We start from the raw sequence: 21,317 nt of genomic DNA on the forward strand, positions 1-21,317 counted from the left end.
GCGAAGTAACAAGGCGCCCCGGCCACAAGCCGGGGCGCTTTTTTCACGGCCGGCGTTGTCTCACGGGCGACGCGGAAAGGGACAACGCGATAGCGCCTTTCATCAAGCTTGGCTAACGTGGCCGCACGCCCTTCAACGCACCGTGGAGATCAACCCCATGAGCACCACCAGCCTCCTCGTCCGCAAGGACAGCCTTCCCACCACGCGCCTGCACACCGCCACCGACCAGCCATTGGTCGACGGCCAGGTGCGTGTGCGCATCGACAGCTTTGCGCTCACCTCCAACAACATCACCTACGCCGCCTTCGGCGATGCGATGAGCTACTGGCAGTTCTTCCCCTCCGAGGAAGAAGGCTGGGGCTCGATTCCCGTGTGGGGCTTCGCGAGCGTCGTGCAGTCTCTGCACCCCGGCGTGGCGGTGGGCGAGCGGCTCTACGGCTACTGGCCGATGGCATCGAGCGCGGTGCTGAGCCCCGACCGGCTCTCGCCCGGCCGCTTCACCGATGCGGCACCTCACCGCGCCGAGCTGCCCGCGGTCTACAACCAGTACTTCCGCTGCAACGCCGATCCGCTCTACACCACCGACACCGAAGACCTCCAGGCACTGCTGCGCCCGCTGTTCATCACCTCGTGGCTGATCGACGACTTCATGGCCGACAACGATTTCTTCGGCGCCAGCACCATGCTGCTGTCCAGCGCATCGAGCAAGACGGCCTATGGCACCGCCTTCCAGCTGCACCAGCGCAAGGGTATCGAGGTGATCGGCCTCACCTCGCCCGGCAACGTGGCCTTCTGCGAGAGCCTGGGCTGCTACCACCGCGTGGTGACCTACGACGCGCTCGACGGCATCGCGGCCGACACGCCCGGCGTGTACGTCGACTTCGCGGGCAATGCCGGGCTGCGCAACGCCATCCACACGCGATTCGCGAACCTCAAGTACAGCTGCTCGATCGGCGGTACGCATGTGGAACAGCTCTCCGCCAAGGGCGCGGGCAAGGACCTCCCGGGTCCGCGCGCCACGTTGTTCTTCGCGCCGGCGCAGATCAAGAAACGCACTGCCGAGTGGGGCGCGGACGAATTCGGCCGGCGCATGGTGGCGGCCTGGCGCAACTTCCTCGCCACGGTGACCGACGCCAACAACCCCTGGCTGCACGCCGAGCAGCATCGCGGCGGCGAGGCGGTGCAGGCCGCCTATGCGCAGGTACTGGCCGGCAAGGGCGACCCGCGCACCGGGCATATCCTTTCGCTTTACAAACAACCCGGCGCTTTGTAATGGCGGCCTGAGCGGGGGTGGCGACAATCGCTGCATGACCCTTTCCCCCGCCGCGCCCGCCAACACCCATCCCTATGAGAGCCTCACGCCCGACGTGGTGCTCGACGCGCTCGCGACGCTCGGCCTGCACGGCGACGGCCGGCTCACCGGCCTGAACTCGTACGAAAACCGGGTCTACCAGGTGTTCCTGGAAGACCGCAGTGCAGTGGTGGTGAAGTTCTACCGCCCCGAACGCTGGACCGAAGCCGAGATCCTCGAAGAGCACGGCTTCTCGCTCGAACTGGCCGCCGGCGAAGTGCCTGCCGTGCCGCCCCTGGTTTTCGACGGCAAGACCTTGCACCACCACGCGGGCTTCGCGTTCAGCGTGAGCCCCTATCGCGGCGGCCGCGCGCCCGAACTCGACAACTTCGAAGTGCTCGAATGGGTCGGCCGCTTCCTCGCGCGCATCCACACCGTGGGCAGCGCCAAGCCTTTCGAGGCCCGCCCCGCGCTCGATCTGCAGACCTTCGGCCTCGACTCGCGCGACTGGCTGCTGGAGAACGACAAGATCCCGCTCGACACGCAGCGCGACTGGGAAAAGATGTGCAACGAGGCGCTGGACATGGTCCGCGCGACCGCCCTCGCGCTGCAGCCGCCGGCCTCCGACTTCAAGCCGCGCAAGCTGCGCCTGCACGGCGACGTGCACCCCGGCAACATCCTGTGGACGCCCACCGACCGCCCCGGCGGCGGCCCGCACTTCGTGGACCTGGACGACGCCCGCACCGGCTTTGCCGTCCAGGACCTGTGGATGCTGCTGTCGGGCGACCGCGCGCAGCGCACCTCGCAGCTGTCGGGCCTGCTCGACGGCTACGAGCAGTTCCGCGAATTCGACCGCCGCGAACTCGCGCTGATCGAGCCGCTGCGCACGCTGCGGCTCATCCACTACAGCGCTTGGTTGGCGCGGCGCTGGGAAGACCCGATCTTCCCGATCAACTTTCCGTGGTTCGGCTCGAGCGACTACTGGAAGGGGCAGATCCTGGTGCTGGAAGACCAGTGCGAGCAGATGGCCGAAGAACCCCTCTACGCCTGAGCCGCGGTTTCCGCTACGCCCTGCAGCAGCCGCTCGATCAGCACATTAGGCGGACCCGTCCGCCACACGCCGTAGGCCTCCGACTGCGCCACCGCGCGATCGAGCGGCCTGAACACCGCGCCGCGCAAGGCCGAGTTGCGCATCGCCTGCGGCACCAGCGCAACGCCCATGCCTTGCGACACCAGCGACACGACGGCCAGCCAGTGACGCACTTCATGCCGCACCTCGGGCAGGAAGCCCGCATCGGCACAGATCGACAGGATGCGCTCGTGATAGTCCGGTGAAGCCTCGCGCGAGAACAGCACGAAGGGCTGGTCGCGCAGGTCGCCCGGCGCCAGCACCTTCTTGCGTGCGAGCGGGTGCCCCACGGGCAGGCAGCACACGAAAGGCTCGGACAGCAGCAAACGGTGATGCAGCTCGGGCGGCATACGGCTCGTGTGGACGAAGCCCAGGTCCAGCCGATCGTGCAGCAGCTCCGATATCTGCACGCCCGAGTTGAGTTCGCTCAGCGTGATGCGAACCGCCGGGTGCTTCGCCTGGAATGCGCGCAGCGCGGGCGGCAATCCGCGATAGAGCATCGCCCCGACGAAGCCGATGCGCAGCCGCCCCGCCGAACCGCTCGCCACATCGCGCGCCTCGGTCGCCGCCTCTTCCGCCTGCTGCAGCAAGCGCCGCGCCGAAATGCGCAGCGCCTCGCCCGCGTGCGTGAGCCGCACTTCCTTGCTGTTGCGCTCGAAGAGCCGCGCGCCCACCGAGTCCTCGAGCTGCCGGATCGCGACCGACAGCGGCGGCTGCGAAATCGACAGGCGCCGCGCGGCGCGCCCGAAGTGCAGTTCCTCGGCCAGCACGGAGAAGTAGCGCAGGTGTCGCAGTTCCATGAATAGGCAAATCGAATCGAACAAGACCAATTCGATATTAGACACAGATCGTGGCAGCTTCAACAATGCGGCGAACCCAGGAGACAAAACGCATGCCTGAAAACGCCGCACCTGCCGCGCTGCCCACCGCGCACGCACATCCGATTCCCGACCGCCACGGCCAGAACCTCTTCACCACCGACACCGAGCTGCACGACCTGCTCGCGCTCTACCTGCCCGAGGGCCTGCGCACCCACATGCGGCCGCACTTCGAGCGTCTGGGCGGCCTCGCGGGCGGCCTGCTCGACGAACTGGCTGGCACCGCCGACCGCAACCCGCCCACGCTGAAGCAGCGCACCCGCACCGGCCTGGACGAGCAGAAGGTCGTCAAGCACCCGGCGTATGTGGAGATGGAACGCCTCGCGCTCAGCGAATTCGGCCTGGCTGCCATCTCGCACCGCGACGAGACGCTGGGCTGGAAAGGCAAGATGCCGCCGCTCGTCAAGTACGTGCTGACCTACCTCTTCGTGCAGGCCGAGTTCGGCCTGTGCTGCCCGGTCTCGATGACCGATTCGCTCACGCGCACGCTCAAGAAGTTCGGTAATTCCGAACTGGTCGCACGCTTCCTGCCACGCCTGACCTCGCTCAATTTCGACGAGCTCGCACAGGGCGCGATGTTCATGACCGAGCAGGCCGCGGGCTCCGACATCGCGGCGACCGCGACGATGGCCCGGCGCGAAGCCGACGGCAGCTGGCGCATCACGGGCGACAAGTGGTTCTGCTCGAACCCCGATGCCGATTTCGCGATGGTGCTCGCGCGCGCCGAAGACGGCGCGGCGGGCATGAAGGGCGTGTCGCTCTTCCTGCTGCCACGGCGGCTGGAGGACGGCAGCCTCAACCACTACCGGATCATTCGCCTGAAAGACAAGCTGGGCACGCGCTCGATGGCCAGCGGCGAGATTCGGCTCGAAGGCGCGGTGGCGTACCTCGTCGGCGAGGAAGGCCGCGGCTTCGTGCAGATGGCCGACATGGTGAACAACTCGCGCCTGTCGAATGGTGTGCGCGCCGCGGGCCTCATGCGCCGCGCGGTGGCCGAGGCCGAATACATCGCCGCCGAACGCCGCGCCTTCGGCCGCACGCTCGACCAGATGCCGCTGATGCAGCGCCAGCTCGACAAGCTGCGCCTGCCGGCCGAGCAGGCGCGCACGATGGTGTGCCAGACCGCGCTCGCGCTCGCGCGCTCCGACGCCGGCGAGCCCGATGCGTACGCGCTGCTGCGCATCCTCACGCCGCTCATCAAGTTCCGCGCCTGCCGCGATGCGCGCAAGGTGACGGGCGATGCGATGGAAGTGCGCGGCGGCTGCGGCTACATCGAGGAGTGGAGCGATCCGCGCCTCGTGCGCGATGCGCACCTGGGCTCGATCTGGGAAGGCACGAGCAACATCGTGGCGCTGGACGTGATTCGTGCGGTGAAGCGCGAGGGCTCGCTGCCGGTGCTGCGCGCGCATTGCGAGAAGCTGCTCGGAGATGCCGCGCTGGCGCCTGCGTTTGCGAAGGCCCTGCGCGATGCGCTGGCACGCGCCGCGGCGCTGGCCGAGACTGCAGCGCGCGAAGGCGGCGACGTGCTCGCGCGCCAGGCCGCATCGGCGCTCTACCACTGCACAAGCAGCATCGCGATGGCGTGGGAGGCATCTCACAGCGGTTCATCCCCGCGCCTGCGCTGGGCGCAACTGGTGCTGCTGCATCGCGTACTGCCGCGCGATCCGCTCGCCCCCGATGCAATGCCCGCGGACTGGAACAGCACCGCGACGCGCACCGCAGAAATCACAGCTTGATTCAAAAGAACGGAGACATACCTTGCCACACCTCACCCACCTCACCCGCCTCTTCGCCGCGGCCACCGCCTGCACCGCACTGCTGAGCGCAGCACCCGCCGCCCAGGCCCAAGGCCCTTTCCCCTCCAAGCCGCTGACGCTGGTCGTGCCCTTCCCACCGGGCGGCCCGACCGACGCCATGGCCCGCACGCTCGCCGCCGAGATGAAAGACCGCCTCGGCCAACCCATGATCGTGGAGAACCGCGCAGGTGCGGGCGGCAACATCGGCGCCGAGTACGTGGCGCGCGCAGAAGCCGACGGCCACACGCTGCTGTTCGGCACCTCGGGCCCGCTGGCCATCAACGCGAGCCTCTATCGCAAGATCAACTACGACCCGGTCAAGAGCTATGCGCCGGTGATCCAGGTCGGCTACCTGCCGAACATCCTCGTGGTGAACCCGGCGCTGCCGGTGAAGACCGTGCCCGAACTCGTCGCGTATGCCAAGGCCAACCCGGGCAAGCTGAGCTATGCCTCGTCGGGCAACGGTGCCTCGTCGCATCTTGCGGGCGTGCTCTTCAACTCGGTGGCTGGCACCGACCTGCAGCACATTCCCTACAAGGGCACCGGCCCGGCGCTCAACGACCTCCTGGGCAACCAGGTCAGCATGACCTTCACCGACATCCTCACCGCGCTGCCTTACGTCAAGGCCGGCAAGCTGCGCGCGCTGGGCGTGGCGACGGTCGCGCGCTCGCAGGCGCTGCCCGAGGTGCCGACGATCTCGGAGCAGGGCTACAAGGGCTACGACGTGAGCGTTTTCTTCGGCATCGTCGCGCCGGCCGGCACGCCCGCGGACCGCGTGGCCAAGCTCAACCATGCGTTCGCCGAAGTGCTGAACTCGCCGAAGGTCAAGCAGATGTTCGCGGCGCAAGGGCTCGAAGCCTCGGCCGATACCTCGCCGCAGAAGCTCGGCCGGTTCATCGTGAGCGAATCGGCCAAGTGGAAGGACGTCGTGAAGAAGTCCGGCGCGCAGTTGGATTGATCGATCGCGAACGCACGGAACAAACGAACATGACCGCACCCCAAGGAGCCCTCGCGGGCATCCGCGTCCTCGACATCTCGCGCATCCTCGGCGGCCCGTATTGCGGCCAGATCCTCGGCGACCACGGGGCTGATGTGCTCAAGGTCGAGCCGCCGCAGGGCGACGACACGCGCACCTGGGGCCCGCCGTTCAAGGAAGGCGTGGCCTCGTACTACCACGGGCTCAACCGCAACAAGCGCGTGCAACACCTGGACTTCTCGACCGAGGAAGGCCGCGAGGCGCTGCTCGCGCTGGTGGCCAAGGCCGACGTGCTGATCGAGAACTTCAAGACCGGGACGATGGAGCGCTGGGGCATCGGCTACGAGACGCTGTCGCAGCGGTTTCCGCGCCTCGTGTGGTGCCGCGTTTCGGGCTTCGGCGCCGATGGTCCGCTGGGCGCGCTGCCCGGCTACGACGCGGCGGTGCAGGCGATGACCGGCATCATGAGCATCAATGGCGAAGCCGATGGCGGGCCGCTGCGCGTGGGCCTGCCGGTGGTCGACATGGTGACGGGCCTGAACGCGGTGATCGGCGTGCTGCTCGCGCTGCAGGAGCGCAACCGCAGTGGCCGTGGGCAATTCGTGGAAGCGGCGCTGTACGACAGCGGCCTTTCGCTGCTGCATCCGCATGCGGCCAACTGGTTCATGGACGGCACGGCGCCGCGCCGCACGGGCAACGCGCATCCCAACATCTATCCCTACGACGCGTTGGCCACGGGCACCGATCCGGTGTTCGTCGCGGTGGGCAACGACCGCCAGTTCGCAAGCCTGTGCCGCTGCATCGGCCTGCCCGAACTCGCGGACGATCCGCTCTATCGCTCGGCCGGTGCGCGCTCGGTGCACCGCGACGGGCTCAAGCAGCGGCTCGAAGCGGCGATGGCGGCTTTCGACGGCCGCGCGCTGGTCGATCAATTGATGGCCGCTGGCGTGCCCGCAGCGCCGGTGCTCCCCGTGGCCGATGCGCTGCAGCATCCGCACACGCTGCACCGCGAGATGGTGGTGGAGATGCCCGGCGGCTACCGCGGCATCGGTGCGCCGGTAAAGCTGAGCCGCACGCCGGCGAGCTATCGCCATGCGCCGCTGACGCCGGGCGATGCGTTCCTGCCAACGGACGATTCAGCGCAGCACTGAACGCCCGCGGCCGATGCCGTAGTAGGCGATGCCGGCGGCTTCGACTTCGGCGGCGTCGTAGATGTTGCGGCCGTCGAAGATCGCGGGCGTCTTCAGCGTGCTCGCGATGCGCGGGAAATCGGGGCGACGGAACACCGGCCATTCGGTCACCAGCGCCAAAACGTCGGCGCCTTCCAACGCGTCTTCGGGCGTGTCGCACCAGCGCACATCGCCGCGCTCGCCGACGATTCCGCGCGCATTCGGCATCGCCGCCGGGTCGTGCACCTGCACGCGTGCGCCCGCTGCCCACAACCGCTCCAGCAGCACGAGGCTCGGCGCATCGCGCATGTCGTCGGTGTCGGGTTTGAAGGCCAGGCCCCAGAGCGCGATGGTCTTGTGCGCGATGTCGCCTTCGAAGTAGTGCGTCATCAGGTCGAACAGCCGGCCCTTCTGCTCATGGTTCGCGGCTTCCACCGCCGAGAGGATGCGCAGCACCTGCCCGTCGCGATCGGCCGCATGCCGAAGCGCCCGCACATCCTTCGCCAGGCACGAGCCGCCGTAGCCCGCGCCCGCCTGCAGGAAGTCGGGGCCGATGCGCCGGTCCGAACCGATGCCGCGCCGCACCATCTCGATGTCGGCGCCCGCATGCCCGGCCACGCGCGCCATCTCGTTCATGAAGCTGATGCGGGTGGCGAGCATCGCGTTGGCGGCGTACTTGGTGAGTTCGGCCGAGCGCCGGTCCATCACCAGCAGTTGCTTCGCGGGGTCTGTGACGAAGGGCGCATAGAGCTGCGTCAACAGGTCGATGGCCGCGGGATCGGCAGCGCCGATCACGACGCGGTCGGGCTGCCGGCAGTCGCGCACGGCCGAGCCTTCGCGCAGGAACTCGGGGTTCACCGCCACCGCGATGCGATGCACCGCACCGCGTTGCGAAAGCTCGTCGCGCAGCACGGCCTCGACCTGCTCCGCAGTGCCGACCGGCGCGGTGGACTTGCAGACGACCACCGCGTCGCGATCGCGGTGCTGCCCGATGCTGCGCGCCACGGCCATCACGTGCTGCAGGTCGACCTCGCCCTCGGCATCGGCCGGCGTGTTGACCACGATGAAGAGCACGTCGCCATGCAGGCTCGTCGCGCACTCGTCGGCCGTGAAACGCAATCGTCCTGCGGCAAGCCCTTCTGCCACCAACGCCTCCAAGCCCGGCTCGTGCAGCGGCATCTGCCCCTGCTGCAAGCCTTCGATGCGGCTCGCATCGGCGTCTGCACACAGCACGTCGTGCCCGGCTTCGGCCATGCAGGCGGCGAAGCTGAGGCCCACATAACCGGCGCCGAAGATGGCGAGCTTCATGCGCAAGCCCCTCCCCGTACCCCTTGCTTAAGGCACTGGCAGCAGCGGCGGTTGTGAGATAAAAGCAGGATGCAAGCCTTCAAAACAATGTCCGGACAGGAAAATTCGATGATGCCCGATCAAGTTGCCGCGCGTTGCGCACTGGTCCTGGAGACCAACAACCTGCGCGGCGGAGCGGATGCCGAAGCCGCCGCGAGCACCAGCCTGCAGCGCCTCGTCGCCCTGCTGGCGAAGCAGCAGGTGCCGCTCTCGGCCCTGGCCCAGGTGGTCATCACGCACGACGGGCTGAGCGCCGCATCGTGCGAAGCCGTCACTGCGCTGGCGGGCCGGCCCATCGACTTCGTGCGCATCGACGCCGCCACCGGCTACTACGACGCCAAGAACGTCGGCTTCGCGGCCACCGATGCGGCGCGCTGCGACCACGTGGTGTTCGCCGATGCCGACTGCCTGCCCGCCGACGACTGGCTGCTGCAGATGCTCATCCCCTTCACGCGCGGCGCCGATGCGCCCGCGGTGGTGGCAGGCCGCACGAGCTACGCGGCCAATATCGTGGGCACCGCGCTCACGACCATCGACTTCATGTATTTCCCGAATGCAGACCACGCGGGCGCCACGAGCAACTTCTACGCGAACAACGTGGCCTTCCGCCGCGACGTGTTCGAGCAGCACAGCTACCAGGCGCTCGATGGCGTGTACCGCGCACACTGCCAGGTGCTGGGCATGCGCCTGAAGGCCGCCAACGTGCCCATCCACTACGCGGCCGCGGCGCACACCGAGCACCGCCTGCCCGACACGCGCGCCGAGGCGCTCAAGCTGCGCTGGATGCGCGGTCAGGACACCTACTCGCTCACCCCGCACCTCTTGCGCAGCTACGTGTCGGCGCGCTGGCAATGGCTGGCGAAGAGCGGTCCGATCGGGCCGCTGTGCGTGCTGTTCACCCGGCTGGGCTTCAGCGTGCGCGCGCTCAATCACCAAGACCTCCCTCCGCTGCGCGGCCTGCGCTGGCTCGCGGGCGTGGCGTTGATCGTGGGCTTCTCGGCCATCGACATGCTGGGCGCTTTCGCACGCGGCATCGGCTTGCACACGACGGGCCGCACCAACGCGGATGCCCAAGCGCTTTCCTACCATCGCCCGACATGAACAAGAAAAACATCCTCAGCCTTCTCGTGCTGGCAAGCGCATGCGTCACAGCCGGTGCCGCCGACTTCACCGGCCGCGGCATCTTCAACTTCAAGTCCGACAGCGGCTGCCCCTTCTCCGCGCTCGCGGGCCCCGCCAACGAGTGCAACCGCCTCGCGCTGGACGATGCCGACACGCGCGCCGCGCTCGACAGCGCCGCGCACACCATCCGCTTCGCCAACCCGCGCGTCTACGGCGAGAAGACCATCGTGGGCGATGTGCTGCTGCAGGGCTCGGGCCAGTCGCGCAGCAATGGCCAGCGCGTGCCATTGACTTTCCACGCGCTCCTGAGCCGCTCGGGCAACGAGTGGTCGGTGAGCAGCCATGCGCACTCGCCCATCGGCGGCGAGTTCGGCGACATCAAGATCGATCCGTACCAGGTCGTGGTGATCGAGGGCAGCGCCGAGCGCGTCGTGTTCACGCCGGCGCAGATCAGCGAGACGCTTTCCAAGCCTTCCATCGCCGCGCGGCTCGCCAACGAGATCGTGCAGGTGCAGGACAACCGCACGGGCGGTGCCACCGATGCGGACGTCACCGTCGGCCTCGGGCTGAGCCGCGCCTCCAAGTCGGTGGCGCGTGCGCGTTTCCGCGCGTCTTCGGCCAAGGGCAGCGAACTCTCCGAAGCGATGCGGCAAGGCAACTGGTCGCTCGAACTGCAGGCGCTGAGCGGGCAGATCCCGCGCCAGGTGGTGCAGCGCGACCTGTTCCTCTATGGCCTCGAATCGCAATCGCTGCTGCAGCCGTTGATGCAGCGCGGCTTCAAGAAGAACGAGAAGCTGGTGCTCGGCGCCGCGGGCGGCAAGGGCTATGTGCGCTACGACGGCCAGCAGCGCGAGTTCGCCGGCGCCGATGCCTCGGCGCGCGCGTTCCTTCAGGACAGCTTCATCGGCCTCGTGCTCGGTTGGCAGCAACAGCAACCGCAGCACCCCCCGGTGGCCAAGGCCAATGGACGCTGACGCCACATCGCCGACCACCCCATTCGACTGCCTCGCGCCGCCGCAGTTGCGCGGCTGGCCGGCGCTGCAGGCGCGGCTGGTGCATCACATCAAGCGCGCCGCCTTGCGCCAGATGCATGCGAGCCGCGCCGGTGAGGTGATGCTGTTGCGCCTGTACCTCGTCGGCGAGGAATCGTCCGAGCAGGCGCTGCAGCGCGAGCTGCGCACGAGCGCCCCCGAATGGCTCACGCGCCAGCTCGACCAGCACTTGGCCGACGAGCAGTTGCATGCGCGCCTCTTCGCCGATGCCATCGTCGAGCGCGGCGGCACCGCGCAGGCGGCTGCATCGCCCGAAGAAGCGCCGCAGCCCGACTGGCTGAGCCAGCGCAAGCTCGCGCGCTGGCAGCGCCTCATCCAGCGCCATGCGCCGCACTTCGCGCACGGCGGTCTCGTGCCGGCCTATGCGATCGGCCTTGCCGCCGAGCAGATGGCCTCGCGCATCCTGCAGCGCCATTGCGCGCTGATCGGCCCGCAGCACGCGCTGCATCCGCTGCTCACGCGCGTGCTCGCCGATGAAGACCGCCACATCCGCCTGTGCAGCCACACGCTGCAGCGCTGCGTGGCGCCGCACGAAGAAGCCAGGCTCGCGCAGTTGATGCACGAGGTGCGCGACACCGAGCGCGGCTTCGGCATCACCGGCGCGCTGGGCATGTACGTCGCGGGTCTGGCCTTGCGCCTGCGCCCGGGCCGTGCGCGGCCGGTCGCCGCCTGAGTCCGTCGATGCCGCCGCGCATCGTCTACCTCGCGACCGCGGACGCGCGCGGCCACCTGATGCGCGCGCAGCTCGTCGCGCATTCGCTGCGCGCCACTGGCGCCAGCGTGCAGGTGCTCACCACCTCCGACGAAGGCGCGCGTTTTCTTGCCGGCTTCGGCATCGAGGCGCCGGTGCTCTCGCGCCACTACGCGGTGCAGTTCGACCGCGAGCAGAACATGCTGCGCCGCGAGACCGACCGCAACGTGGCGCACTACGTGTTCCGCCCGGGTCGCATGCTGCGCGACATCCTGCGGCTGCGCGCGTGGTTCCGCGATGCGGACCTGGTGGTGAACGACTCCTTCCACCCCGCGCTGCTCTTCATGGGCTGGATGCCCGGCTGGCGGCGCAAGGTCGTGCACGTGTACGGCGCGAGCCTGCGGCATGCGCTGGAGACCAATTTCAGCGGGCGCATGCCGGCATGGATGGCGGGCATCTTCGGCCGCATCGTCGCCTGGCAGATCGACCGAAGCCGCGCGCGCATCGCGCACGACTTCGCCTACGGCGCGCCGCAGGACGACGGCCGCGGCGGTCACCGGCTCGCCACGCCGGTGGCGGTGATGGGCGCCGACACGGAAGCGCACGACGACCTCGCGCCGCAGGCCGCGGTCTACCTGAATCCGCATTTCCAGGAGTCCGCGCTGGCCGACGGCCTGGAGCGCGGCTTGGCCGATGCGCGCGTGCCGGCGCACCTCGTCGGCGAAGGCTATGCGCAGCGCGCAGGCTGGCATGCGCAAGACGAGCACTGGATCGAGATGGCCGCGCGCAGCGCCTTCATCGTCTCGGCGCCCGGCATGGCGGCGCTGTCGATCGCGGCGGTGTATCGCAAGCCGATCCTGCTTCTGTTGACCGACCAGCCCGAGCAAGCCATCAATGCGCAGCGCGCCGCGCAGCTGGGCCTGCACCATCGCATCGTGGTGTGGCAAGGCCGCACCGGGGATTTCGCGCGCGCGGTGACGACGGCCGCCGGCGAGTTGCTCGCGTTGGCCGACAACGGCGATGCCCACCAGGCCGCGCAAAAAGGACGTCAGGCGGCCATCGCACGGCTGGAACACTGGACGGCGCTGCTCCACAGCCTGGCGGCGGCAACGCCGCCGGTTTGATCAGTCGAGCAACAAGCCGAGATCCTTGATCAGCGGATGCCAGCGCGCCGTTTCATCGCCGATCAGCGCTTCGAACCGGGCCGGCGTGCTGCCCACCGGCTCCACGCCGAACTCGGCGAGCTTGCGCAGCACAACCGGGTTGTGGATCGCGCTGGCCATCGCTTGCTGCAGCCGCGCCACCAGCTCGGGCGGCGTGCCCGCGGGCACCGCCAGGCCCATGAGCGCGGCGGCCTCGACCCGCGGCAGGCCCAGCTCCGCGAAGGTGGGCACCGCGGGCAGTTGCGGCAGGCGGGTGGCGTTGGCGACCGCGAGGGCGCGCGCCTTGCCGCCCTGGATGAAACGGTTGGCCGCCGCCAGGTCGCTCATCATCGCGGGCAACTGCCCGCCCGCGAGGTCGGCCAGCGCGGGCGCGGCGCCGCGGTAAGGCACGTGCACCATGCGCAGCCCGGCTTGGCGCTGGAGCAGTTCCATCGCCAGGTGCTGCACGGTGCCGGTGCCGGCGGAGGCGAAGCTGACCTTGCCGGGAAAGGCCCGCGCATCCGCGATGAAAGCGCGCGCATCCTTCACGCCGCTGGACGGACCGACCAGCAGCACCATCGGCAACCGCCCCAGCAGCGTGACCGGCGCGAAGTCGCGCGCCGGGTCGTAGCTCAGGTTGCGGTAGAGCGCCGGGTTGAACACCAGCGTGCCGTTGTCGGTCGAGAGCACGGTGTAGCCATCGGCCGGCGCGCGGGCCGCCTCGATGGCGCCGAGCGCGGTGTTGCCGCCGGCGCGGTTCTCGATCTGCACCGGCTGGCCGGTGTCGATGGCCAGCTGGGTGCCGACGGTGCGCGCGACGATGTCGGCGATGGCGCCGGGCGGGTACGGCACGATCCAGCGGATCGGCCGGGACGGGAATTCGCGCTGCGCGTGCGCCACCCGGGCCAACGTGCCCGACACGGCCGCGAGGGCCAGTGCCGCAAGCTTGCGTCGGGACAGGCCAGGCATCGCTTCAAGCAGCGCGGCTGGTCTTCAGGCCTTGGCCCGCGGCCCAGGTTGCGACGTCTTCGCGCTTGATGGCGGCAGCCATGAGCCCCGGAAACGCGTCCGGCGTGCATGCGAACGACGGCACGCCGAGCGCGGCCAGCTTGGAAGCCAGATCGCGGTCGTAGGCGGGCGCGCCTTCGTCGCTGAGCGCCAGCAGCGCGATGAACTGCACGCCAGCCTCGACCAGCTCGTTGGCGCGGCGCAGCAGGTTGTCTTCCACGCCGCCTTCGTACAGGTCGGAGATCAGGATGAGGATGGTGTTGCGCGGCTCGCGCACCAGGCTCTGGCAGTAGCCGACCGCCCCGTTGATGTCGGTGCCGCCGCCCAGCTGCACGCCGAACAGCAGGTCCACCGGGTCCTGCAGCTGCTCGGTCATGTCGACCACGGCGGTGTCGAACACCACGAGCTTGGTCGCCACCGCGGGCAGGCTCGCCATGACCGCGCCGAAGATGCTCGAGTAGACGACCGAGGCGGCCATCGAGCCGCTCTGGTCGATGCACAAAATCACCTCGCGCTGCGGCTGGCGGGCCTTGCGGCCGTAGCCGACCAGCGTCTGCGGCACCACGGTGCGGTATTCGGGCTGCCAGTGGCGCAGGTTGGCGCGGATGGTGCGGTTCCAGTCGATCTCCGAATGGCGCGGGCGGCGGTTGCGCTGGCTGCGGTTGAGCGCGCCGCTCACCGCGCTGCGCATCGGCTCCTCGAGCTTCTTCATGAGCTCGTCGACCACCTTGCGCACCACGGCACGCGCGGTGTCCTTGGTGCCGGCCGGGATCACGCTCGCGAGCGCCACGAGGTTCGCGACCAGGTGCACGTCGGGCTGCGCGTTCTCCAGCATCTCGGGCTGCAGCAGCATCTGGCGCAGGTTCAGGCGCTCCATCGCATCGCGCTGCATCACCTGCACCACCTGGCTCGGAAAGTACTTGCGGATGTCGCCGAGCCAGCGCGCCACGCTGGGCGCCGAATCGCCGCGGCCGCCGCGCTGCCCGCCCTGTCCGAGGCCGCGCCGGCCATCGGCTTCGTAGAGCGCGGCGAGCGCCTGGTCGATCTCGCGCACGCGGCCCTCGACGGCGCCGCAGCTGGCATTGGCTTCGCTGCCGAGCACGAGGCGCCAGCGCTGTAGGCGGTCGGTGGGCGGCAGTGTCTTGTCTTCGGCGGGGTCTTGAAGATTCGCGCTCATTGAGTCGCCTCTGTGCTCGTGTTGCTCCCTCTCCCCTTGGGGAGAGGGCGGGGGTGAGGGCCAGCGACGACAGCGAAGGCGGTGCAGGTGCGAAGGCCCATGCCCTCACCCCAACCCTCTCCCCAGGGGGAGAGGGAGCAAGAGCGAACGTTCATGCTTTCACTCCCAGCAGTTCCCGCAGCAGCGGCAGCGCGAGCACCGCGCGTGTTTCGTCCCAGTCGGTGGCGGCCACGGCCGTCAGCAACGTGCCGCCGACCGCACCGCGTTTCGCACGCTCGCCGAGGGCGCGCCGGTCCGAACCCGAGAAGTCCGCGAAGCTGCGCCGCACCAGCGGCAGCACCTGCACGAAGTGTTCTTCGCCGAGCCCCGCAAGCCAACGGTCGACCAGCGACCAGACGGCCTCGTCGTGCAGCAGCACCATCGCGTTGCGGTTGAGAAAACCTTCGAGCCACGCCGCGGCCTCGGTCGGCGGTGCGCCGGCCGAAAGGTTGCGCGCGAGCTGCTGCGAGGCGCCGTCGCTGTCGATCTGCGCATCGTCCAGCAGCAGCCGGCAACTCACGCCGCGCAGCAGCGGCGCGCCGGTTTCGCCGAAAGCGATGGAGCGCAGCGCGGCGCGCCAGGCGGCGGTGGTTTCTTCGCCGTCGCGCAAGCGCACCGCATCGTGCGTGGCGATGAGCCGGGTGCGCAGCGCCTCGGCGGCTTCGGCATCGAGCGCGCCGCAGGCAATCGGCAAGCCGATGGCGCCGCGCACGATCAGGCTGTCGAGCACGTGGGAGAGCAGCGCGCTGTCGGTCTGGCGCACGCTGCCGTAGCGGAACACGTTGGCCAGCGGCGGCACCGCGCCGATGAGCTGCACCGCGTCGCCGGTGAGCGCGGCGCGATCTTCGAGCGCGCGGGTCACGGCCTGCACGGCAACCGGCAGGTCGGCCAGCAGCACGATGTCGACCTGTTCGGCCAGCGCCGTGAGCGAAGTTTCCGCGGCCAGCCCTTCCATCACGCGTGCGCTCGCGGCATGCGCCACGGTCGCGCCGAAGCGGCTGGCTTCGATGATGCGCAGCGCGAACTCGGGCTGCCATTGCAGTTGCCACACCTCGTGGAAGGTGCCCCGGCTCGCGCGCTGGCCGGCGGTGATTTCGCCCCATGGCAAGTCGAGCAGCCGCAGCCGGTGTAGCAGGTGGCTGCGCGCGAGGTCGTTGGGCTGGCGCAGGTCGAGGTCGAGCGTTTTCGCGGTCGCCTCGGGCTTCAGGCGCAGGCTCTTTTGCGCCTGCTCGATGTCGCGCTGCAGCGGCACGGTCGGCACTTCGGCGGGCACCTGGCCCATGCGGTCGCCGACGGTGAGCCGTTGGTGGATCAGCGTGAGCGGCGCCTGCTCGCCCATGCAGATCACGCTGCGCACCGCCTCGTCGAGCTCGGGCAGGCCGGGCGCGGGGCGCTCGCGGAGCGCGGCGAGCGTTTCGGCGAGCCGCGTGGCCTCGATCAGGTGAGCGGAGGAGCAATCGAGATCGTGTTCGCGCAGCAGCCTTGCCACGCGCGCAAGCCAACCGGTTGTGCGGCCGGCCACTTGCTCGCCTTGCTGCCACAGGTGCTCGTACCAGCCGGGCGAATCGATGCCCGCGCCATAGCCGCTTGCGCTCGTGAGATGGCGATAGGTCCACGGCACCCAGGTCGCGAGCACCTTGAGCTTGGGCAGGCCCTTGAGCAGCGCCGCATCGGCCTTGGCGGTGACCGTGCCCTGCAGCGCCGGCACGTGCCAGGCGCCGCAGACCACGGCGATGCGCTGGTGACCGGCCTTGACGGCTTCGCGGATCGACTGGCGCATGAAGGCTTCGCGCAGCTGCTCGCGCTCCATCGCGCGCTGGCCGCGGCGGTCTTCGGGCGTCTCGGCGCGCACGGCGGTCATGGCTTCGGCGATGGCGCCGAACAGGTCTTCGCCGTCGCCGCGCTCCTCGACCATGTGGTTCCACCAGCTCTCGCCATCGGCATAGCCGGCGGCATGGGCGAGCCAGTCGAAGGGATCGTCGGGCAGTGCGTTGGCAGCCTGCTCTTCCACGGGTTCTTCGACGGTTTCGGCGACCGGCAGCTTGTCGGTCTCGTCGTCGTCGAGCGGTGTCTCGGCGGGCGCTTCAGCCTCCACAGCCTTGGCCTCGTCGGCCGCGCGCGCCGCCTGCTCGATGGCCATGCGATGCGCCTGCGGCAGATCGATGAAGCGCGTGGGCAGCGCGTGCTTCACGCCCCACTGCAGCGCCTGCCACTCGGGCGAGAACTCGGCGAAGGGATAGAAGGCGGCCAGGCGCGTGTCGTCGTTCGCATGCACCAGCATCGCGACTGGCGGGCGCAGGTCCGCATGCGCCATGAAGGAGAGCAGGCCCTCGGCCTCGGGCGGGCCCTCGACCAGGATGCAGTCGGGCTGCAGCGACTCGAAGGCGCGCAGCAGGCTGCGCGCGCAGCCGGGGCCGTGGTGGCGGATGCCGAAGTAATGCAGCGGTGAAGCCATGGGCTCAGAGTTGCTCGCGGCAGGCGCGGTACAGGTCCTTCCAGTCGGCGCGCTCCTTCACCACGGTCTCCAGGTATTCCTTCCACACCACGTGGTCCTGCACCGGGTCCTTGATGACCGCGCCGATGAGGCCCGAAGCCACGTCGGCCGAGCGCAGCACGCCATCGCCGAAATGGCCGGCCAGCGCCATGCCGCTGTTGATGACGGAGATGGCCTCGGCCGTCGAGAGCGTGGAGGTCGGCGACTTGATGCGCGTCTTGCCGTCTTCGGTCTGGCCGTTGCGCAGCTCGCGGAAGATCTGCACCACGCGGCGCACTTCCTGCAGCGCGGGCGGCTCGGCCGGCAGCGCGAGCGCACGGCCCAGCTCGGACACGCGCTTGACCACGATCTGCACTTCCTCGGCCTCGCTCGCCGGCACCGGCAGCACCACCGTGTTGAAGCGTCGCTTCAGCGCGCTCGAGAGTTCGTTCACGCCCTTGTCGCGGTTGTTCGCGGTGGCGATCACCGAGAAGCCGCGCACGGCCTGCACCTCGCTGCCGAGTTCGGGGATGGGCAGCGTCTTTTCCGACAGCACGGTGATCAGCGTGTCCTGCACGTCGGCCGGGATGCGGGTGAGTTCTTCGACGCGCGCGATCTTGCCGAGGCGCATGGCGTGCACCAGCGGGCTCGGCACCAGCGCCTTTTCTGAAGGGCCGTGGGCCAGCAGCTCGGCATAGTTCCAGCCATAGCGCAGTTGCTCTTCGCTGGTGCCGGCGGTGCCCTGGATCAGCATCGTCGAGTCACCGCTCACGGCCGCGGCCAGGTGCTCCGACACCCACGACTTGGCCGTGCCCGGCACGCCGTACAGCAGCAGCGCGCGGTCGGTGGCGAGCGTGGAAACGGCGATCTCCATCAGGCGCGAATTGCCGATGTACTTGGGGCTGACCTCGAAGCCGTTGGCGAGCTTGCCGCCCATCAGGTAGGTGAGCACGGCCCAGGGCGAGAGTTTCCAGTTGGCTGGGCGCTGGCGGTCGTCGACCTTCTGGAGCGCATCGAGTTCTTCGGCGAATTGATGTTCGGCATGCTGGCGCAGGACATTGCTCATGGACGGCCTTGGGATGAGGAAGAAGAAGTGGACGAAAGACGAAGGGTCGCAAAGAGCTGGCGCGCACGCACGATGCGCGCGGTGTCGCTCAGGGCGCTCGCGAGGCCGGGGCTTTCCTCGGCCGCGCGCGGCAGGTCGGCCAGCAGGTGCAGCGCATCGGCGTGCAGCAGCGCGGCCGCGTTGCCGAGCACCTGGCGCAGCACGTAGTCGTTGACGAGGTCGCCGCGCTCCACGCGGGTGCGCAGCGCGGCCGCAAGCTGGAGCGAGAGTTCGGCCGATGGCGTTTCGCCGGGTGCGCAGGCCTGGTCGGCGAAGGCGATCACGTTCTGCACGCCGCTGTCCGCGAGGCCCAGTTCGATCACCCAGTGGCGCTCGCGCCGTTCGCGGGGCAGCAGCGCCAGCAACTGGCCGACCCAGGCGCGCTGGCTGTATCGGGTGTGGTGGTGGTCGAGCATCGCATCGCCCCAGTCGACATCGGCCGTGGCGAGGATGGCTTCGTTCCAGCCGCGGAACAGGGCGTCCTTCCAGTCGCTCTTCTCGGCCCAGCCGAGCAGCGCGGCAGGCGTCATGCCGGTGTGCGTGGTCCACCACGAGAGCGGCGTCTGCCGCACGAGTTGGTAGAGCCACCAGGCGCGCTCGCCGAGGCTGTCGTGGGTGGGGCGCACGGGGTCGATGGCGTCGTCTTTCCAGCGCGGGTCGGCGGCCTCGGGGGCGTTCAACTGCCATGCGTCGCCCACTTGCGAGAGCAGCGGTGCGAGGAAGGCTTCGATGCGCTGAACGTGGGCGCTGGCGGGCAAGCGCTGCAGCAGTTCGACAGCGGCCTGGCGCACGTCGCGGGCGCGGTCCTTGAGCTGGGCGTCGATCAAGGCTTCGTCGTCGGGACTGATGTTCTCGGCCAGCGCGCCAAGCAGCGCGGCGCGCTCCTTGGCGGGAAGCTGCGGCAGCTCCGCGGCGAGACGATCGCGCGCGGCGGCCGGGTCGCTGCGGCGTTGTTCGACGAGCACCGCGCGGCGTTGCTCGAGGCTGCCTTCGTCCCATCGCGTCTGCGCATCGGCCTGCTCGCTGGCGCCGACGGCATAGCGCCAGTCGTCGTTGCGCGCGGCGAGCCAGAGGCCGCGCTCGCCGAGCGCGGGGATCACGGAAGGCCGCAGGTCGATCGCGCGGCGGCCGGCGTCGAGCGCGGTGGGCAGAAGGTTGTGGGGGAGGCGCAGGCCCGCGGCGGTGACCGCGGCAAGACCTTCGTGCTGCAGGCGCAGCGGACCGCTTGCCAGCGCATCGGCGATGGCAGCCTGCAGCGCGGGATCGTTCAGCACGGGGCGTTCATCCGCGGCGGCAATCGGCGCATCGGAGGGCGAGAGGCCCGGCGCCACGAAGCCCGCACGGCGCCCGATGGCGACGGCGCCTGCGACGCGCAGCAACTGACCTTGCGCGTCGCCGGACTGGATCGCCTGCAGCAAACCGCCGAATTCGCCCGCCATTGCATCGGCCGCCGGCACGGGCTGGCGGGCGGTGCCGACCAGTGCGCTCTGCAGCAGGGTGTTCCAGTGACTCATTCGATGACCTCCGCGCTGCGCGCTGCGGTATTCGCCTTGGGAGCGGCCCGGCGGCTCATGCGCGCACTCCAGCCAAGGTCCAGACCGGCGCACTCCCGGCCGCTGCACCCGAAGCCCAGGCGGTGAGCGGCGCGAACTGCTCGCCGTCCCATTCGCCGAAAACGCGCAACGGCGCGCCGCCCGAATGCGCGAGCAACTGCCACGCCTCCTGCGTCGCCAGTTGCATCGGCAAGGCCTGCGGCGCGGCGTCGAGGCGCAGCCACCATTGGTCGCCGTAACGCGCGGGCACGGCTTCGGCCCACACCATCGGCAGCAACGGCTGCCAGGGGTTGGCAGCGATCTGTTGTGCCATGCGTTGCCACTCATCGGGTGTATCGGCTGCGGGTGCCGTCGATGCAGGCGCGTCCGCCAGAAGCTCGGCCACCAGCGCGCGCTGCGACGCGTGGCCCGGATAGAAGCACAGCACCGCGGCGCGCTCGCTGCCGCTGACCCAGCCGGTTTCGAAACCACGGCCGCCATGCGAGTAGTCGAGCAGCAGCGCACGTCGCCCGCTCGCGCGGCCCTGCAGCCACACATGGCGCTCGACCAGCTTTGCATCGCGCTCGTCGATGCATTGGCCCAGCACGAGCCAGTGGTCGCTGATGCGTTCGCCATCCGCGAGCAGGCCCTCGCGGTCCTGCGGCCAGCCGAGCGCGATGCGGAGGTCCGCCAGCGTGGCGGGCGAGAGCGACTCGCGGCGCGGCACCGCATCGACGATCAGTTGAAGACGCCCCAGCCGGTCGAGCAGGCGCGCCGGCCAGCCATCGCCCACGCCGATGAGTTCGGCCGCCTGCGTGATGCGCTGGCCGAGCCCCGGCGCCTGCGCATCGACCATGCGCGCGGCCATCGCGCCCCAGGCCTGTTGCTGCTCGCTGCCGAGCGCGGCGAGGCCGCGCTGGGTCTGGTCGTCGAGCCAGCGCGCGAGCTCCTGCACGCCGGCCTCGATGCGCTTCCAGCGCTGCGCGTCGCGCTTGGCGGCCGCGGCGGGATCGGGCGCGGCCGCAGGTTCGGCGGCGCGCGCTTCTTTCTTCTCGGCCTTGTCGCGGCGCGAGGCGATCCACTCGGCCACCCACGGCGGCGGCGCGGCGGCGGTGAAGCTGGCGCCGCTTTGCGCGCGCAGCAGCATCAACGCGAGGCCGTGCTTGCAGGGGAACTTGCGGCTGGGGCAGGAGCAGCGGAAAACGGGGCCGGAGAGATCGACCTGCGTCTGGTACGGCTTGCTGCCGCTGCCCTGGCATTCGCCCCAGACGGCTTCGTCGGAATACCCTAGCGTGGGCCACTTGGCCGGGGCGAGCAGGCCCTTGGCGGCCTTGGCCGACGCATCGTCGGGTGCGAGCGCCAAAACGGCTTCTGTACTGAGAGTCATCGA

Annotated in this window: 17 protein-coding genes; 9 read left to right on the forward strand and 8 right to left on the reverse strand. The window is 69.7% G+C overall.

The features are described 5' to 3' along the window. The first annotated feature begins 157 nt into the window (after nt 1–157). Both QFZ83_RS26755 and QFZ83_RS26760 read left to right on the forward strand, forming a co-directional pair. Nucleotides 158–1,273, forward strand: coding sequence for a DUF2855 family protein (locus QFZ83_RS26755; protein WP_307511380.1), 1,116 nt, complete (start codon nt 158–160; stop codon nt 1,271–1,273). Nucleotides 1,274–1,307: 34 nt separating this feature from the next. Then, on the forward strand, nt 1,308–2,342 hold the full coding sequence (locus QFZ83_RS26760) for a serine/threonine protein kinase (RefSeq protein ID WP_307511382.1): 1,035 nt from the start codon (nt 1,308–1,310) through the stop codon (nt 2,340–2,342). Here the strand turns inward: QFZ83_RS26760 and QFZ83_RS26765 are convergent. Continuing rightward, nucleotides 2,333–3,220 carry a LysR family transcriptional regulator gene (locus tag QFZ83_RS26765; protein WP_307511384.1) on the reverse strand — a complete coding sequence of 296 codons (888 nt, stop codon included), beginning with the start codon at nt 3,218–3,220 and terminating at the stop codon, nt 2,333–2,335. The genes QFZ83_RS26760 and QFZ83_RS26765 overlap by 10 nt on opposite strands. 92 nt (nt 3,221–3,312) lie before the next feature. Between QFZ83_RS26765 and QFZ83_RS26770 the strand changes: the two genes are divergently transcribed. Genes QFZ83_RS26770 through QFZ83_RS26780 form a run of 3 tightly spaced genes read left to right on the forward strand, consistent with a single transcriptional unit; the run spans nt 3,313 to nt 7,221 of the window. Continuing rightward, nucleotides 3,313–5,034 (forward strand): acyl-CoA dehydrogenase family protein, encoded by a 1,722-nt coding sequence (locus QFZ83_RS26770; RefSeq protein WP_307511386.1) that lies wholly within the window; start codon nt 3,313–3,315, stop codon nt 5,032–5,034. A 22-nt stretch (nt 5,035–5,056) separates the two neighbouring features. Beyond that, nucleotides 5,057–6,052 (forward strand): Bug family tripartite tricarboxylate transporter substrate binding protein, encoded by a 996-nt coding sequence (locus tag QFZ83_RS26775; protein WP_373457512.1) that lies wholly within the window; start codon nt 5,057–5,059, stop codon nt 6,050–6,052. Nucleotides 6,053–6,081: 29 nt separating this feature from the next. Then, nucleotides 6,082–7,221, forward strand: a complete 1,140-nt coding sequence (locus tag QFZ83_RS26780; RefSeq protein ID WP_307511388.1) for a CaiB/BaiF CoA-transferase family protein — start codon at nt 6,082–6,084, stop codon at nt 7,219–7,221. Here QFZ83_RS26780 and QFZ83_RS26785 read toward each other — a convergent pair. Further along, a complete protein-coding gene (locus tag QFZ83_RS26785; protein ID WP_307511390.1) occupies nt 7,207–8,547 on the reverse strand; it encodes a UDP-glucose/GDP-mannose dehydrogenase family protein in 1,341 nt (446 codons plus the stop codon). The two genes, QFZ83_RS26780 and QFZ83_RS26785, sit on opposite strands and share 15 nt — an antisense overlap. A 108-nt stretch (nt 8,548–8,655) precedes the next feature. Here QFZ83_RS26785 and QFZ83_RS26790 point away from each other — a divergent pair, with 108 nt between their 5' ends. The 4 genes from QFZ83_RS26790 to QFZ83_RS26805 are packed head-to-tail and all read left to right on the forward strand — an operon-like array spanning nt 8,656 to nt 12,575. Beyond that, on the forward strand, nt 8,656–9,687 hold the full coding sequence (locus QFZ83_RS26790) for a glycosyltransferase family 2 protein (protein ID WP_306882012.1): 1,032 nt from the start codon (nt 8,656–8,658) through the stop codon (nt 9,685–9,687). Beyond that, a complete protein-coding gene (locus QFZ83_RS26795) occupies nt 9,684–10,682 on the forward strand; it encodes a hypothetical protein (RefSeq protein WP_306882013.1) in 999 nt (332 codons plus the stop codon). Before QFZ83_RS26790 ends, QFZ83_RS26795 begins: the two co-directional genes overlap by 4 nt. Beyond that, the gene (locus tag QFZ83_RS26800; RefSeq protein ID WP_306882014.1) at nt 10,672–11,433 is read left to right on the forward strand and encodes a hypothetical protein; all 762 of its coding nucleotides are present in this window, start codon (nt 10,672–10,674) and stop codon (nt 11,431–11,433) included. Before QFZ83_RS26795 ends, QFZ83_RS26800 begins: the two co-directional genes overlap by 11 nt. Nucleotides 11,434–11,441: 8 nt before the next feature. Continuing rightward, nucleotides 11,442–12,575 carry a hypothetical protein gene (locus QFZ83_RS26805; RefSeq protein ID WP_307511391.1) on the forward strand — a complete coding sequence of 378 codons (1,134 nt, stop codon included), beginning with the start codon at nt 11,442–11,444 and terminating at the stop codon, nt 12,573–12,575. On the opposite strand, the gene QFZ83_RS26810 is transcribed toward QFZ83_RS26805, so the two are convergent. The 6 genes from QFZ83_RS26810 to QFZ83_RS26835 all read right to left on the reverse strand — a co-directional run bounded on the left by QFZ83_RS26810 (nt 12,576) and on the right by QFZ83_RS26835 (nt 21,314). Then, nucleotides 12,576–13,562 carry a tripartite tricarboxylate transporter substrate binding protein gene (locus QFZ83_RS26810; RefSeq protein ID WP_307511392.1) on the reverse strand — a complete coding sequence of 329 codons (987 nt, stop codon included), beginning with the start codon at nt 13,560–13,562 and terminating at the stop codon, nt 12,576–12,578. A 4-nt stretch (nt 13,563–13,566) separates the two neighbouring features. Next, a complete protein-coding gene (locus QFZ83_RS26815; RefSeq protein WP_307511393.1) occupies nt 13,567–14,778 on the reverse strand; it encodes a VWA domain-containing protein in 1,212 nt (403 codons plus the stop codon). Between the two features lie 151 nt (nt 14,779–14,929). Then, the gene (locus QFZ83_RS26820) at nt 14,930–17,272 is read right to left on the reverse strand and encodes a DUF5682 family protein (RefSeq protein WP_307511394.1); all 2,343 of its coding nucleotides are present in this window, start codon (nt 17,270–17,272) and stop codon (nt 14,930–14,932) included. Nucleotides 17,273–17,276: 4 nt separating this feature from the next. Next, entirely contained in the window at nt 17,277–18,356 is a 1,080-nt protein-coding gene (locus tag QFZ83_RS26825; RefSeq protein ID WP_306882019.1) for an AAA family ATPase, read from the reverse strand. Beyond that, nucleotides 18,353–19,909: a DUF5691 domain-containing protein gene (locus QFZ83_RS26830; protein ID WP_307511396.1), complete on the reverse strand. Its 1,557-nt coding sequence runs from the start codon at nt 19,907–19,909 to the stop codon at nt 18,353–18,355. Before QFZ83_RS26830 ends, QFZ83_RS26825 begins: the two co-directional genes overlap by 4 nt. A gap of 55 nt (nt 19,910–19,964) precedes the next feature. After that, entirely contained in the window at nt 19,965–21,314 is a 1,350-nt protein-coding gene (locus tag QFZ83_RS26835; RefSeq protein WP_306882021.1) for an SWIM zinc finger family protein, read from the reverse strand. Between the last annotated feature and the right edge of the window lie 3 nt (nt 21,315–21,317).

It is taken from the genome of Variovorax sp. W1I1, from assembly GCF_030815625.1.
Classification (GTDB): Bacteria; Pseudomonadota; Gammaproteobacteria; order Burkholderiales; family Burkholderiaceae_C; genus Variovorax; species Variovorax paradoxus_C.

Excerpts from the sequence above, each read along its gene's own strand:
- QFZ83_RS26755 (WP_307511380.1), top strand. The coding sequence starts at position 158 with ATGAGCACCACCAGCCTCCTCGTCCGCAAGGACAGCCTTCCCACCACG.
- QFZ83_RS26760 (WP_307511382.1), top strand. The coding sequence starts at position 1,308 with ATGACCCTTTCCCCCGCCGCGCCCGCCAACACCCATCCCTATGAGAGC.
- QFZ83_RS26765 (WP_307511384.1), bottom strand. The coding sequence starts at position 3,220 with ATGGAACTGCGACACCTGCGCTACTTCTCCGTGCTGGCCGAGGAACTG.
- QFZ83_RS26770 (WP_307511386.1), top strand. The coding sequence starts at position 3,313 with ATGCCTGAAAACGCCGCACCTGCCGCGCTGCCCACCGCGCACGCACAT.
- QFZ83_RS26780 (WP_307511388.1), top strand. The coding sequence starts at position 6,082 with ATGACCGCACCCCAAGGAGCCCTCGCGGGCATCCGCGTCCTCGACATC.
- QFZ83_RS26785 (WP_307511390.1), bottom strand. The coding sequence starts at position 8,547 with ATGAAGCTCGCCATCTTCGGCGCCGGTTATGTGGGCCTCAGCTTCGCC.
- QFZ83_RS26790 (WP_306882012.1), top strand. The coding sequence starts at position 8,656 with ATGATGCCCGATCAAGTTGCCGCGCGTTGCGCACTGGTCCTGGAGACC.
- QFZ83_RS26795 (WP_306882013.1), top strand. The coding sequence starts at position 9,684 with ATGAACAAGAAAAACATCCTCAGCCTTCTCGTGCTGGCAAGCGCATGC.
- QFZ83_RS26800 (WP_306882014.1), top strand. The coding sequence starts at position 10,672 with ATGGACGCTGACGCCACATCGCCGACCACCCCATTCGACTGCCTCGCG.
- QFZ83_RS26805 (WP_307511391.1), top strand. The coding sequence starts at position 11,442 with ATGCCGCCGCGCATCGTCTACCTCGCGACCGCGGACGCGCGCGGCCAC.
- QFZ83_RS26810 (WP_307511392.1), bottom strand. The coding sequence starts at position 13,562 with ATGCCTGGCCTGTCCCGACGCAAGCTTGCGGCACTGGCCCTCGCGGCC.
- QFZ83_RS26815 (WP_307511393.1), bottom strand. The coding sequence starts at position 14,778 with ATGAGCGCGAATCTTCAAGACCCCGCCGAAGACAAGACACTGCCGCCC.
- QFZ83_RS26820 (WP_307511394.1), bottom strand. The coding sequence starts at position 17,272 with ATGGCTTCACCGCTGCATTACTTCGGCATCCGCCACCACGGCCCCGGC.
- QFZ83_RS26825 (WP_306882019.1), bottom strand. The coding sequence starts at position 18,356 with ATGAGCAATGTCCTGCGCCAGCATGCCGAACATCAATTCGCCGAAGAA.
- QFZ83_RS26830 (WP_307511396.1), bottom strand. The coding sequence starts at position 19,909 with ATGAGTCACTGGAACACCCTGCTGCAGAGCGCACTGGTCGGCACCGCC.
- QFZ83_RS26835 (WP_306882021.1), bottom strand. The coding sequence starts at position 21,314 with ATGACTCTCAGTACAGAAGCCGTTTTGGCGCTCGCACCCGACGATGCG.